Below are 13,382 nucleotides of genomic sequence, written 5' to 3' on the forward strand. Positions count from 1 at the left end.
GCGATAACCCCGGCGGCCAGTACGGCCGCCAGGCCCCGTAACGTTGACATGCGCCTCACCAGAAAAAGAGATGACGGCAGCACAAAGCTGTGTCACCTGGTAGAAAAGGGGCAAATCAGCGCTGATGATCACTATGTAAAACCGAGTGACGTTCGATGTCAACGTTTTTTATGATCAAAACGAGCACGCCCGCGGCCCCCGGTAAGCGATTTCCGCATCCGCCCAGGTGAGCACGCCTCACATACTTCCCGGCGCGCGAGAAGAGCGCCGCGGTCCGCCGACCGGCCCCCGGCCGGAAGATCGCGACGGCCCCCGGCCCTCTTCGGAGCGCGGGGGAACGGAGGGCGCTTCGCTAGCCCTCCTCCAGCTTCACGACGGTGATCTCCGATACCTCGGTTCCCGTGGCGGTGTCCCAGCGGACCGACGTGGGGGCCGTGTCCAGGGAGAGGGTCGCGACCGCGTTGGAGAACCACGGGCCGTCGGTGATCCGCCACTTGAAGGGCGGCTTGGGAATCCTCGCCGTGCGGGAGAGTGTGCGGCCGACCAGGCTCGCGATGCCGAACTGGGCGACGATGTTGGCCAGGCGGAGGGTGCGGCTCAGCGGGTTGCGGATCGGGGAGCAGACCAGCTGGTAGACGGGAAGGTCGCGCGCCTTGGCCACGTAGGAGTAGTGCACGTCGCCGGAGAGCATGATCACCGGCTTTCCCAGCCCGGCCAGCAGCTTGGACAGGTCCTCGAACGAGCGGCGGAAGGCCGCCCAGTGCTCCAGGTCGACGGCCTGGCGCAGGGCCTCGGCCCAGCGCGCCACGGTCTTGCCCCAGGCCCCCTGGGCGAGGGCCTCGTTCCAGTTCTGGATGTGGTGGATGCCCGCGGGGAGCAGGAACGGCACCGAGGAGCCGATCACGAAGCGCTTCGCGCCCCCCTTGTGCAGCTGCTCGGTGAGCCACTCCCACTCCACCGGGTCGATCATGCGCCGGTCATCGGGGTCGAGCTGGCGGGAGCAGCGGGAGTCGAGCATGATCAGGCGAGTGTCGCCGAGGTCGCGGGCGTAACTCCACCGGCTGTCGGCGGGAACGTCGTAGGCGTGCTCGGCGAAGGCGTCGAGGACCTCGGCGCCGTCCCCCTCGGCCGCGCACACCTTGCTGAGCAGCTCGTCCGAGGCGCGTTCCGCCGGCGACAGGTTACCCAGGTGCTGGTAGACCCAGTAGGCGCCGATCCCGGAGATCACCCGGTGCCGCCACCACGGCACCTCCTCCATCGACGTACGCCAGGAGATGGAGGTGTTGAAGTCGTCGCGCAGGTCGTGGTCATCGAAGATCATCGCGCTGGGCACCGTGGAGAGGAGCCAGCGGATCTCCGGGTCGGTCCACGCCAGGCGGTACAGCTCGGCGTACTCCTCGAAGTCGGCGATCTCCTTCTTCGGCTCGGTGTCCCTGCGGCCCGCGATGAACTCCAGCATCTCCGCGGACGGCTCGTCGGCGTAGACCTGGTCACCGAGCAGCAGCAGCAGGTCGGGCCAGCGCTCGTCGGGCGTCTCGGGCAGCGTGCCACCGTACGCGCGCAGCACGTCCACCCCGTGGGAGATCGTGTACACGAGGTCGTGCGGCACGCTGGTCCGGCAGGAGCCGAACATGACGCGATTCGGACCGTCGGGGCCGAGCAGGCGGATGCGGCTCGGCGGCTGATCGGGCAGGGGCCACACGGTCTCCCCGCCCAGGCGCACCTCGTAGGCGCCTCCGCCCTCCACGTCCACGATCGCGTAGTGGTGACCGTGGACGGTGAACGTCCTCGCCTCCGAGCGCACGCCGCCGACCTCGACCGTCACCTCGCACGGCTCGCTCGTCTCCATCCACACCGACGCGCTCGTCTCGTCCACGTAACGCAACATCGGCCCGACCACAAGTTCCGGCACTTTCATCCCCTCGGCTGCACAACGGTAGGAATCCTGACCGGATTCTGGAAAATCTATGTTTTACTCCCAGATTGCCCAGGGGAGCAGGCAGATAACAACACACCTCCTGCTCGCAGGCTCGCGACCCGATCCGCGAATCAGTCATGAGAACGAAACACGGCCCGACCCTGCGGGCAAAAAACCGCGCCTAGTCTGATCGTGACCATGTGCCCCGAGCGGAGCAAGGGCGCTTCGCTCACCGTACGGAGGTATCCCTTGAGAACGCTCACGGTGCCGTCGACGACGCCGGCCGCCACCGCTCCCGTCAGTCCCGGCCGACAGGCCCTCGACTCCGCGCTCTTCCAGCTCGACCGGGCCGCGGGCCGGCTGGACCTGGACGACAGCCTGCGCACCATGCTCGCCACCCCCCGCCGCTCGCTCACCGTCTCGGTCCCGGTCCGCCGCGAGGACGGCCGGATGGACGTCGTGCAGGGTTTCCGGGTGCAGCACAACACTACCCGCGGCCCGGCGAAGGGAGGCATCCGCTTCCACCCCCGCACCGACGTCCACGAGGTCACCGCCCTGGCCATGGGCATGACGTGGAAGTGCGCGCTGGCCGGCATCCCCTACGGGGGCGCCAAGGGCGGCGTCTCCCTGGACCCGGCCTCGCTGAGCGCCCGCGAGCTGGAACGGGTCACCCGGCGCTACGTCAACGAGGTCCTGCCCGTCATCGGTCCCGAGCGGGACATCCCGGCCCCCGACGTCGGCACCGACGAGCGCACCATGGCCTGGATCATGGACACCTACTCGGTGAACGCGGGCTACCCGGTGCCCGGCGTGACGATCGGCGGCCCCGTCTCCCCCGGCGGCGTGCCCGACACGGCCGGGACCGCGACCGCCCGCGGCGTGCGGATCGCCGCGCTCAGGGCTCTGGGCGGCTCCCCCGAGGGCCGTACCGTCGCGATCCAGGGCTTCGGCAAGGTCGGCGCCCCCGCCGCGCGCTACCTCGCCGACGCGGGCTGCCTCGTGATCGCGGTCTCCGACCGCACCGGGGCCGTGATCGACCGCTCCGGCCTGGACATCGACGACCTGCGGGCCTGGTCGGAGGAGACCGGCGGGGTACGCGGCTACCGCCGGGCGGACGCACTGCCGGCGGAGGAACTGCTGGAGCTCGACGTGGACGTGCTCGTCCCCGCCGCCATGCAGGGGGCGATCACCGAGGAGAACGCCACCCGGATCAGGGCCGGCCTGGTCGTGGAGGGCGCCAGCTCCCCCACCACGCCCGGTGCGGACCGCGTCCTCGCCGACGCGGGCGTCACCGTGGTCCCCGACATCCTGGCCAACGCCGGAGGTGTGATCGTCTCCTACCTGGAGTGGCTCCAGGACATGCAGGCGCGTCGCTGGAGCGCGCGCGAGGTCGACGCGAGGCTTCGCGGCATCGTGCGGGACGCGTTCGACACGACCGCGGCGGTCTCCGCCGAGTGCGGGATCACCCTGCGCGAGGCCGCCCATGTGATCGGTGTCGGCCGGGTCGCCGACGCCCACCGGGCACGCGCGCCGCATTCCTGAGACCGTCGGGGACGTGCCGCACACCGGCCCGGACATACCGGCCCTCCCCGGCGGCGGGAACCGGCGTTCCCCCGTCCCGCGTACCGGGTGTGCCCGATGGTCCGCGCCCGCCTTCAGAGCGTCGTGGCACCCGTCCCCGCGTACGAAGGCGCGCCGTCACGCCGCCACGGCCAGGCGGCCGCGCCACCACGCGAGCGTCGCGGCCAGCGCCTCGTCCATCGGGGTCGGCGCGAGACCGAGGGCCGCCTGGGAGACGTCGGAGTCGAGGACGAAGGGACGGACGAACTGGTAACGCAACTCCTCCAGCTCCCTGAGCATCGGTGAGAAGACCCCGCCGGTGCGCAGCATCCAGTGGGGCAGGGCCTTCACCCCCGGGTTGGGCACTCCCGCGAGCGCGCACAGGCGCTCGGCGACCTCGCGCACCGGCATCGGCTCGTTCGTGGGGACGTGCCACGCGCGACCCCAGGCGTCCTCGCCCTCACCCGCCGCGACCAGGGTCCGCGCGACGTCGGGCACATAGGTCCAGCTGTGCGGCTGGTCGGGGTCTCCGGCGAAGCGGACGGTCCTGCCGGCGAGCAGTGCGGGGACGAACCTCTCCCCGAGGTGCGACTGGTCCAGGCAGCCGGGGCCGAAGTAGTCGGATCCGCGCACCTCGGTCACCCTGACCCGGCCCGCCTCGTGCGCGGCCAGGGCGTCCCGCCACACCTTCACCCGGATCGCGCCCTTGGCGCTGGGCGGGTCGAGGGGGTCGTTCTCCCTCATCGGCCGGTCGGGCGCCGCGTAGACGTACAGGTTGCCGAGGATGACGTATCCGGCGCCGGTGGTCTCGGCGGCTCCCAGCAGGGACGCGGCGAGCGGCGGCCAGTCGCGCGCCCACTCGTGGTAGCGCGGGTTGACGCAGTTGTAGAGGACGGCGGCGCCCCGGGTCAGGGCGGTCAGCTTCTCGCGGTCGCTCACGTCGGCGGCGACCCTGCGGACACCCGGCAGGTCGGGGCCCGAGCCCGAGCGACTGATGAGGACGACCTCGTGCCCCTGCCCGGTCAGCAGCCTGGCGACCTCCGAGCCGACCTGTCCGGCTCCGGCGATGACGTGCTTGGCCATGATTCCTCTTCCTGTGCGGTGGCTTACCCGTTCCGTTCTGAGAGCAATGCTCTCGCTAGAGAGCACCGCTCGTCAAGAGCAGTGCTCTCGTTTTTTGACAGTGCTCTGATATGGTCGCGACATGAGTTCGAGCCTCAGCGCACGCGAGAGGGTCAGGGCCGAGCTGACCCGCGAGATCACCGACGTCGCCCGCAGGCAGCTCGCCGTCGACGGCGCGAGCGGCCTGTCCCTGCGCGCCGTCGCCCGCGAGATGGGCATGGCCTCCTCGGCGATTTACCGCTACTTCCCGTCCAGGGACGACCTGCTCACGACCCTGATCATCGACGGCTACAACGCCATCGGCGAGGCCGTGGAGAACGCCGACGCGGCCGTCCCGCCGGAAGACCACGGGAGGCGGTGGATGGCGGTCTGCCACGCCGTGCGGGACTGGGCACTCACCCACCCGCACGAGTACGCCCTGCTGTACGGCTCACCCGTCCCCGGCTACCGCGCCCCCCAGGACACCGTCCCGGCCGCGGTCCGCGACACCGCCGTCTACGGCCGGATCGTCTCCGATGCCCACCGCGCCGGAGCGCTGAACCCGCCCGACACCACCCACCCGCCCGTCCCGCCGTCCTTCCACGAGGACGCCGCACGCGTGCGCGAACTGATACCCGACGTCCCCGACGACGTGGTCGTCCGCGGTCTGATCTCCTGGACCGGCCTGTTCGGCTGGATCAACTTCGAGGTGTTCGGCCAGTTCGACAACGCGATCCTCGATCCCGCGTCGGCCTTCGACCACGCCATGCGCTGTCAGGCCCGCACCCTCGGGCTGTCTGTCTGATACGTCACGAGTTGGCCGGGTAATTCACCCCGCACAGCAGGGCCTCGGCATGGACGCTATTTGTCGTCACATGTCACACCAGGTTGCAGAGAGAGGGGCGATCGCGCCGTACTCAAGGTATTGAATTCCAGGGTCTTCCTGGCGTCGGTCAGACGGGCACCCGGCGATCCACGGCCCCGAGGGGCCGTGGGACGACGGTCCACGTGAGACCGTGTGAAGGGCCGCAGGCCCTCTACCGGGAGAACTTCTTGCGCGCGGCTCCCCGGATGACCTGGCCCGGCCGCTGCTGCTCTCCGTGCAGGGAGGTGAGCACGACGAGCACCCCGGTGACGGCGGGGACGACCCACTGCATGAGACGCAGCTGCTGTTGTGTCTTGGCGACGTCCTCCGGAGTCTCCTTCTCCGGTTTCACGGCACCTTCCACCGGCACGTCGCCCGCGTCCGCGAGTTTGGCACCGAGCACCCCGGTGTAGGCGGTCGCGGCGAGCGCCCCGGCGGTCAGCACGGCCTTGGCCGCGGTGCTCGCCCCCACCCCGCGCTGGTACGCCACGCGCCGCCTGTTGGCGGACAGCAGACCGAGCGAGCCGACGAGAAAGGCGCCGACGCTCGCCGCGCTGACCGGCGCCCACCTGCCCCATCCCGCGTTCGCGACCCGCAGGCGCTCGCTCCTGTCGCTCACCGCGGCGGTGGCACCGTTGAGGCCGATCGCTCCCATCAACGATCCCCCGAACCAGGCGGCCAGCCCGACATCGTGCATCGCGCGCACGACCGTATTGCGTTCCATGCTCTCCCCCTCATCACCAGCGCTGGATTCACGAGCTCTAACGGTGGATATCGCACTGTTATCACTGTGATGGGAGTTGACTACCCTGATCCGATCGTAAGATCCGCTTGTGAGTTGATGTCCGGATCAAGGTTGAGGCTGGGAACCGTCAGGAAGCGAAGACACGGGCGTCGAGGAACGGGGTACGGAACTTGCCCGTGGGATCGAGGTCGGCGGCCAGGCGCCGGAAGTCCGGGAGCCGGTCGTACAGGGAGTTCAGGCGATCGGGTCCCATGAGGAAGAGTTTGCCCCAGTGTGGGCGGGCCTCAAAGGGCTCCAGCGACTCCTCGACCACGGCGAGCACCCGGCTCACCGCGGGCCAGTCCTTCTTCCAGGTGAAGTGGACGGCGACGACGTCCTCGCGGTAGGCGGTGCTCAGCCACAGGTCGTCCGCCGCGACGGTACGGATCTCCGAGATCTGCAGGACGGGGGCGATGACGTCCCTGACCGCGTCCAGCGCGCGGAGCGCGGCGAGGGCGTGGCGGCGCGGCAACAGATACTCCGACTGGAGCTCCTCCCCGCTGCTCGGGGTGAAGTCCAGACGGAAGTGCGGCAGCCGGTCGTACCAGGGGCCGGGGACGCCCATCTGCGCGGTGCAGTTGACGGCGGAGATCCCCGGCAGCGGGTGCCGGTCGGCCGTGGCCGCCGTGGCGTCCAGCCAGCGCGGCGCCGCCTCCCACGGACCGGACTCGTCCTCGCGGCGCTTCACCCACACCTGGTCGATCCGGGGGCCGATCCAGCCGGTGAACAGGCTCACGCTGTACGCGGCGGAGAGGACCTCCTCGAAGTGCTCCTCCAGACGCGCCCACGGCAGGTTCTCGTAGACGTACTGCCGCACCTCGAAGGCCGGGACGACATCGAGGACGACCCTGGTGACGACGCCCAGCGCGCCGAGGCCGACGACCGCCCCGGCGAAGCGGTCGCCGTCCTTCTCGCGGCTGAGGACGGTGATCTCACCGTCCGCGGTGACGAGTTCGAGGCCGGAGACCGCGGTGGCCAGGTTGCCGTTGGCGACGCCGGAACCGTGCGTGGCCGTGGCGCAGGCGCCGGCGACCGAGATGTGCGGCAGGGAGCCGAGGTTGGGCAGCGCGTAGCCCTCGCCGTACAGCCACCGGCTCAGCTCGCCGTAGCGCACCCCGCCGCCGACCGTGACCGTGCCCCGCTCCGGGTCGAGTTCGAAGGCGGCGGGCAGGCCCTCCAGCGAGACGAGGTCACCGCCGGGACGGTCGGCGATCTCGTTGAAGGAGTGGCGGGTGCCGAGCGCCCCGATGGCGGCGCTGCCCGCGACCACCTCCTGGAGCTCCTCGACGTCGCCGGGGCGGTGGATCCGCGCGGCGCCGTAGGTGATGTTGCCCGCCCAGTTCAGCAACCCTCTGGTCACGATGTGCCCTCTCCACGCCTCACGCCAGGCCGTACGCGGCGGATGCGCGCCACACGCGGTGATCGTGCCGGGACACGGACTCACTCGGGCGACCGGGCGGGGGCACGGATCGCGGCCGGGCGGTCGCGGTCGTGGCCGTGCGCGAGCACGGCTCATGACCGGTGATCGCGCGAGACGCGACGGCGGGCATTGCCGCCCCCAGGTTAGTTCAGAAATGTCTGGACATCACCGGGGGCCTTCATCGGCCGCGGGCCGCGCACTCGATGCAGGTCCTGGCGATCGGGCGTGCCTTCAGGCGCTCCAGGGCGATGGGGCGCCCGCAGTCGTCGCACACGCCGTAGGTGCCCCGCCGAAGTCGCCCCGCCACCTCGTCGAGATCGTCGAGATGGGCTCGCGCCCTGTCGAGCAGGGCCTGGAGATGGGACCGTTCGAAGGCGATCGTCGCCCCCTCCGGGTCGTGCTCGTCGTCATTGCCCACCAGCGCCGACGCCTCGACGAGGTCGTCCCAGTCACGTGTCAGCGCCGCGATCTGGGCCACCGTCCTCTCGCGGTCCTCGGCGAGCAGATCTCGCATCGCCGCCCGCTGGGAGGAGGACAGCACGGTTTTCCCGGGCCGCTCGCCCATCGCCGTCTCCCCCGTCCTGTCGCGGATCCACTCCTGGCCGTGAGCATCGTCGACCCATGTCATGAGGCCACCGACCTGTGTCCTTCCCCCGGTTCAGGACGCGTGAGGGGGAACGGCCCGTACGGCGACGTGGGCACCCTCGCCGCCGTAGGAGCCTTTCGCGGGAACGGGGACCGGGGATCGGGCCCGCCGTTCCACGGCAGGCACGCTCGATCCTCTCCGGCACCGATCAGCGGGCCCTCCCGTGTCCCGGACGCCGCCCCGTGCCCGGAGCGGCGTGTTTCACGGGACGGGTGTCAGAAGGAGAAGATCGGCCCTGTCGCGGTGCGCAGCTCGCACTGGTTGCTGAAGGTCCGCTGGTATCTGATGAAGCGGCCGTTCCAGGTGCCTGTCGCGGTGACGGTGATGGGGTCGTAGTACTGCGGGCAGGCCCTCCAGGGCAGCCTGATGCGTGCGGGGTCGCCCTGCGCCCTGAGCAGTAGCGAGCATGCCTGGCTTCCCTCGGGGTGCATGCCGTAGGGCGGCGCGCATCCGAGGCGGATGGTCCGCTTCCTGCCTATGCGCGAGACGGTCAGCGTGAGGTGCTTGGCGTACGGGCCTCCGGCCGTCGGCCACGGCGGGCGGGGCGGCATCGGGGCCGGAATCGGCGGAGGCGGGATGGGCTGACCCCACGGCGGGCGCGGGATCGAAGTGGGCCAGAGCGGCATCGGAACGGGCGGGGTCGCGATGGGCTTGGGCGGAACCGGGGGCGGATCGGCGACCGACTGGGCCACGGGCGGGTCGGGTATGTGGTTCGGTGGTGACTGCGTGTCCGCGGTGGCGGTACCGCTGAGGATGACGAGCCCGGCGGTGGCCAGGCCGAGAATACATCGCATAGTTTCCCCCGATAAATACAAATTTCGCATATAACCGATAAGTCGTTTTCGGTTTATTCGGGGGGAGCGAGTCGTACCTGAGCTGCGAAGAGGCTACGTCGATAACGCGGGGATGTCTCGCAGTGACTCGCCACGGAATGCCATGAATTCACCGGTCGAGGGCGTCTCCGAACGGCCGCTCGGGGCAAAGGTCCGCGAGCATGATCGATCACACCGCAGATGGCACCGTCCGCGGTGAGGGCGTGGGTTTCCGATGATCGCCGAGGTGACCGCGGGATGGCTGATGACGAAGGCCGGGGCCCGGGGCTGAAGGCCGGGTGGTCCGAGGCGGCCCGGGAAGGCCGCCTCGGGCCGGACTCGGACCGGATGGGTGCGGTGGTCAGCCAGCGTAGGGGGCGGCGACATCGAGGATCCAGGTGACGCCGAAGCGGTCGGTCAGCATCCCGAAGCCCGGCGCCCACTGCGAGGGACCGTACTTCTCGATGAGGTCGGCGCCGTCGGCGAGCCTGTCCCACAACGCGCCGACCTCCTCGGCGGTTTCGCCGCGGACGGACACGAAGAACCGCTCGCCGGTCAGCGTCATGCCGTGCTCACGAGTGGTGGCGGCGGGCACGGCGGCGGCCGGTGCCTGGCCGGGCACGTCGTAGGCCATGACGGCGAAACCGTTGTCGGCCGCGACCTGGCCGAAGACGATCTTGTCGGCGTCGGGCATGTCCTTCGGCATGCCGAAGTCGCCGTAGGTGATGGTGGTGAGGTGGCCGCCGAACACGGTCTGGTAGAACTCCAGCGCCGCGCGGGCGTCGCCGCGGAAGTTCAGGTGGGTGGTGGTGGAAATGGCCATGTGGGTGACTCCTTGTTGATTTTCCAGGCGCGGTACGGCCCGTATGGGGTGGTAAGAGCACCGGCGAAAAAAAGGGGTGTCCGGGTCGCGGTGGCTGGCCGGCTCGAAACGAAGATTCGCAGGGGTAGGTGACAGGATGTGGCACCTACTTCGGACAGAATCAGGTTCATGCCGAAGACTTCCGCCCGACTGCTGGCCCTGCTGTCGCTGCTGCAGACCCGCCGGGACTGGTCCGGCACGGTGCTGGCCGATCGCCTGGACATCAGCCTGCGCACCGTGCGCCGCGATGTCGACCGGCTCCGCGAGCTCGGCTACCCCATCGCCGCCGTCAAGGGTCCCGACGGCGGCTACCGGCTCGGCGCCGGCACCGACCTCCCCCCGCTGCTGTTCGACGACGAACAGGCCGTCGCCCTCACCATCGCCCTCCAGATCGCCGCCACCACCCCGGGCAGCGGCCTCGCCGAACCCGCCGAACGGGCACTGAACACCATCCGGCAGGTCATGCCCTCCCGGCTCCGGCACCGCGTCGACGCGGTGCGCGTCACCGCCGTCGAACCCCCTGCCACCCGACCGGCCGCCCCGGTCGACGGCGACGTACTCCTGACTGTCAGCGCCGCCGTCCACGCCCGCGAGATCCTGCGCTTCGACTACGCCGCCGGGGCCGCAGACGAACCCCCGCGCCGCGTCGAACCCCACCACGTCATCACCTGGGACGGACGCTGGTACCTCATCGCCTGGGACCTCGACCGCGACGACTGGCGCACCTTCCGCGCCGACCGGATCACCACGCACACCCCCAACGGGCCCCGGTTCACCCCACGCGTACTGCCCGGAGGAGACGTCGCCGCCTTCGTCACCGGCACGTTCCGCGGCTCCGGCGACTCCTCGGGCAACTGGCCCTGCCAGGGCACGGTGATCCTCGACCTGCCCGCCGCCACCGTGGCCCTCTACACCCGCGACGGAGTCGTCGAGGAGATCGGCCCCTACCGCTGCCGGCTCACCCTCGGATCCTGGTCCTGGCCCAGCCTTGCCGCAGCCATCGCCCGCTACGACGCCGACTTCGAAGTCGTCGGCCCCGACGAACTCGCCGGCGCCTTCGAACACCTCGCCCGCCGATTCACCAGAACCACAGTCGGCCCCGTCGCCCGCTCAGGCCAGTGGTACCGAGGCAGTGCGCCTGACGTGGCCAACATGCCCGAAGCCCCCCGAACACCATGAAGGCAGATAGTCACCCACCACACACGGCCAACTGTTCGGAGCCACCCAGGACGACCGCGACACCGTCTTCGCCCTGAGGTCACGAGCGTCTCCGGCACCGGAAGGCGAGCGGAGACGACTCGACCGCGCCCGGGCGGATTTCGCGGTGGGCGCGGTCGGGTGAGCGACGTCGATGCCTTGTGGGCCTCTGTCGAAACCTCCTACGGCAGATCGTGCCGTACGGTCCTTCGCTAACGGCCGGCGCGGTTGACCGCGGAGATGACGGCCTTGAGCGAGGCGGTGGTGGTGTTGGAGTCGATGCCGACACCCCACAGGGTGCGGCCGGCGATCTCGCACTCGATGTAGGAGGCGGCCTTGGCGTCGGTCCCCGCGCTCATGGCGTGCTCGGCGTAGTCGAGGACGCGCACCTGGACGCCGACCCTCGCCAGGGCGTCGCAGAAGGCGGAGATGGGACCGTTGCCGACCCCCTCGACCTCGCGGATCTCACCGTCGAGGCGCAGATCGGCGCTGATGGCGTCCTTGCCGTCACCCCTGGAGGTGGTGCGGTGGGCCAGCAGACCCAGACGGCCCCACGGGCTGGCCGGGTTGGGCAGGTATTCGTCGGTGAAGACCTCCCACATCCGGGTGGCGTTCACCTCGCCGCCGACGGTGTCGGTGTGGGCCTGGACCGCGCGGGAGAACTCGATCTGCAGGCGGCGCGGCAGGTCCAGGTGGTGGTCGGCCTTCATGATGTAGGCGACGCCGCCCTTGCCGGACTGGCTGTTGACCCGGATGACCGCCTCGTAGGTGCGGCCGATGTCCTTGGGGTCGATCGGCAGGTACGGGACCGCCCAGGTGAACTCCTCGACCGGAACGCCCGCGGCGGCCGCGTCACGCTCCAGGTGCTCGAAGCCCTTCTTGATGGCGTCCTGGTGGGAGCCGGAGAAGGCGGTGTAGACGAGCTCGCCGCCCCACGGGTGGCGCGGGTGGACGGGCAGCTGGTTGCAGTATTCGGTGACCCGGCGGATCTCGTCGATGTCGGAGATGTCGACCTCGGGGTCGACGCCCTGCGAGAACAGGTTCATGCCCAGCGTGACCAGGCAGACGTTGCCGGTGCGCTCACCGTTGCCGAACAGGCAGCCCTCGATCCGGTCGGCCCCCGCCATGTAGCCCAGTTCGGCGGCGGCGACGGCGGTGCCTCGGTCGTTGTGGGGGTGCAGGGACAGCACGATCGAGTCGCGGTGGGCGAGATTGCGGTGCATCCACTCGATCTGGTCGGCGTAGACGTTGGGCGTGGCCATCTCGACGGTGGCGGGCAGGTTGATGATGACCTTGCGGTCGGGGGTGGGCTGCCAGACGTCGTTGACGGCATCGCAGACCTCCACCGCGTACTCCAGCTCGGTGCCGGTGAAGGACTCGGGGGAGTACTGGAAGTAGATCTCCGTGTCGTCCATCTGGGCGGCGAGCTTCTTGCAGAGCTTGGCGCCCTCGACCGCGATCGCGGTGATGCCCTCACGGTCCTGGCCGAAGACGACCCGCCGCTGGAGGGTGGAGGTGGAGTTGTACAGGTGGACGATCGCCTGCTTGGCCCCGCGCACCGACTCGAAGGTCCGCTCGATCAGCTCGGCCCGCGCCTGGGTGAGGACCTGGATCACCACGTCGTCGGGGATCAGGTCCTCTTCGATGATCTGCCGTACGAAGTCGAAGTCGGTCTGGGAGGCGGCGGGAAAGCCCACCTCGATCTCCTTGTATCCCATCTTCACCAGCAACTCGAACATCTTGAGCTTGCGGTGGGAGTCCATGGGATCGATCAGTGCCTGGTTACCGTCACGCAGGTCGACGGCACACCATCGGGGGGCTCGGTCGATGACCTTGCCGGGCCAGGTGCGGTCGTCCAGCCGGACCGGCGCGAAGGACTGGTAACGCGTGAAGGGCATGGGACTGGGTTGCTGCTGCGGATACATGCAAGGCTCCTCGACTGGGAAAACAATCGTGGCCGACGCGCATGGCTCGCTCCGCGACGAGGGAGCCGGCCTCTACAGGCCCTCGTCGCGGCAGCTAAGAAGCAGACCGCGCAGCATGCCTAGCACGTTAGCAGACGTCTCAGGATCCCCGTGCCTCGGTCTCACATCGCGGGACTTCGAAGATCTTCCAGATCCCGTCCGTACGGGAGGCGCCGCCCACGACGGCCGCCGCGCGAGGCCGCCCGATTCCCCCGGTGCGACGATCCACTGATCGGATACAGTCCAGAAATAC

Annotated in this window: 11 protein-coding genes; 3 read left to right on the forward strand and 8 right to left on the reverse strand. The window is 69.9% G+C overall.

The window, feature by feature from the left end:
- Positions 1-352 precede the first annotated feature (352 nt).
- Positions 353-1,912, reverse strand: coding sequence for an alkaline phosphatase D family protein (locus tag AB0B96_RS13165; protein ID WP_362898387.1), 1,560 nt, complete (start codon positions 1,910-1,912; stop codon positions 353-355).
- Between the two features lie 255 nt (positions 1,913-2,167).
- Here AB0B96_RS13165 and AB0B96_RS13170 point away from each other — a divergent pair, with 255 nt between their 5' ends.
- The gene (locus tag AB0B96_RS13170; RefSeq protein WP_362898389.1) at positions 2,168-3,460 is read left to right on the forward strand and encodes a Glu/Leu/Phe/Val dehydrogenase; all 1,293 of its coding nucleotides are present in this window, start codon (positions 2,168-2,170) and stop codon (positions 3,458-3,460) included.
- Between the two features lie 156 nt (positions 3,461-3,616).
- On the opposite strand, the gene AB0B96_RS13175 is transcribed toward AB0B96_RS13170, so the two are convergent.
- Positions 3,617-4,561, reverse strand: coding sequence for an NAD-dependent epimerase/dehydratase family protein (locus AB0B96_RS13175; RefSeq protein ID WP_362898391.1), 945 nt, complete (start codon positions 4,559-4,561; stop codon positions 3,617-3,619).
- Between the two features lie 121 nt (positions 4,562-4,682).
- Between AB0B96_RS13175 and AB0B96_RS13180 the strand changes: the two genes are divergently transcribed.
- Entirely contained in the window at positions 4,683-5,384 is a 702-nt protein-coding gene (locus AB0B96_RS13180; protein WP_362898393.1) for a TetR/AcrR family transcriptional regulator, read from the forward strand.
- 232 nt (positions 5,385-5,616) lie between these two features.
- Here AB0B96_RS13180 and AB0B96_RS13185 read toward each other — a convergent pair whose 3' ends face one another.
- The 5 genes from AB0B96_RS13185 to AB0B96_RS13205 form a co-directional block, all read right to left on the reverse strand.
- Positions 5,617-6,168, reverse strand: a complete 552-nt coding sequence (locus tag AB0B96_RS13185; RefSeq protein ID WP_362898395.1) for a hypothetical protein — start codon at positions 6,166-6,168, stop codon at positions 5,617-5,619.
- Positions 6,169-6,316: 148 nt separating this feature from the next.
- Positions 6,317-7,588, reverse strand: a complete 1,272-nt coding sequence (locus AB0B96_RS13190; protein ID WP_362898397.1) for an FAD-binding protein — start codon at positions 7,586-7,588, stop codon at positions 6,317-6,319.
- Positions 7,589-7,826: 238 nt separating this feature from the next.
- Positions 7,827-8,276 carry a TraR/DksA C4-type zinc finger protein gene (locus AB0B96_RS13195; protein ID WP_362898399.1) on the reverse strand — a complete coding sequence of 150 codons (450 nt, stop codon included), beginning with the start codon at positions 8,274-8,276 and terminating at the stop codon, positions 7,827-7,829.
- Between the two features lie 233 nt (positions 8,277-8,509).
- Positions 8,510-9,088, reverse strand: coding sequence for an SSI family serine proteinase inhibitor (locus tag AB0B96_RS13200; protein WP_362898401.1), 579 nt, complete (start codon positions 9,086-9,088; stop codon positions 8,510-8,512).
- A gap of 379 nt (positions 9,089-9,467) precedes the next feature.
- The gene (locus AB0B96_RS13205; protein ID WP_362898403.1) at positions 9,468-9,929 is read right to left on the reverse strand and encodes a VOC family protein; all 462 of its coding nucleotides are present in this window, start codon (positions 9,927-9,929) and stop codon (positions 9,468-9,470) included.
- A 168-nt stretch (positions 9,930-10,097) separates the two neighbouring features.
- Between AB0B96_RS13205 and AB0B96_RS13210 the strand changes: the two genes are divergently transcribed.
- Positions 10,098-11,147 (forward strand): YafY family protein, encoded by a 1,050-nt coding sequence (locus tag AB0B96_RS13210; RefSeq protein WP_362898405.1) that lies wholly within the window; start codon positions 10,098-10,100, stop codon positions 11,145-11,147.
- 230 nt (positions 11,148-11,377) lie between these two features.
- On the opposite strand, the gene leuA is transcribed toward AB0B96_RS13210, so the two are convergent.
- Entirely contained in the window at positions 11,378-13,090 is a 1,713-nt protein-coding gene (gene leuA, locus AB0B96_RS13215; RefSeq protein WP_362898407.1) for a 2-isopropylmalate synthase, read from the reverse strand.
- Positions 13,091-13,382: the final 292 nt, after the last annotated feature.

Source organism: Streptosporangium sp. NPDC049046 (genome assembly GCF_040649155.1).
Classification (GTDB): Bacteria; Actinomycetota; Actinomycetes; order Streptosporangiales; family Streptosporangiaceae; genus Streptosporangium.

Excerpts from the sequence above, each read along its gene's own strand:
- AB0B96_RS13175 (WP_362898391.1), bottom strand. The coding sequence starts at position 4,561 with ATGGCCAAGCACGTCATCGCCGGAGCCGGACAGGTCGGCTCGGAGGTC.
- AB0B96_RS13180 (WP_362898393.1), top strand. The coding sequence starts at position 4,683 with ATGAGTTCGAGCCTCAGCGCACGCGAGAGGGTCAGGGCCGAGCTGACC.
- AB0B96_RS13185 (WP_362898395.1), bottom strand. The coding sequence starts at position 6,168 with ATGGAACGCAATACGGTCGTGCGCGCGATGCACGATGTCGGGCTGGCC.
- AB0B96_RS13195 (WP_362898399.1), bottom strand. The coding sequence starts at position 8,276 with ATGACATGGGTCGACGATGCTCACGGCCAGGAGTGGATCCGCGACAGG.
- AB0B96_RS13200 (WP_362898401.1), bottom strand. The coding sequence starts at position 9,088 with ATGCGATGTATTCTCGGCCTGGCCACCGCCGGGCTCGTCATCCTCAGC.
- AB0B96_RS13205 (WP_362898403.1), bottom strand. The coding sequence starts at position 9,929 with ATGGCCATTTCCACCACCACCCACCTGAACTTCCGCGGCGACGCCCGC.
- AB0B96_RS13210 (WP_362898405.1), top strand. The coding sequence starts at position 10,098 with ATGCCGAAGACTTCCGCCCGACTGCTGGCCCTGCTGTCGCTGCTGCAG.
- leuA (WP_362898407.1), bottom strand. The coding sequence starts at position 13,090 with ATGTATCCGCAGCAGCAACCCAGTCCCATGCCCTTCACGCGTTACCAG.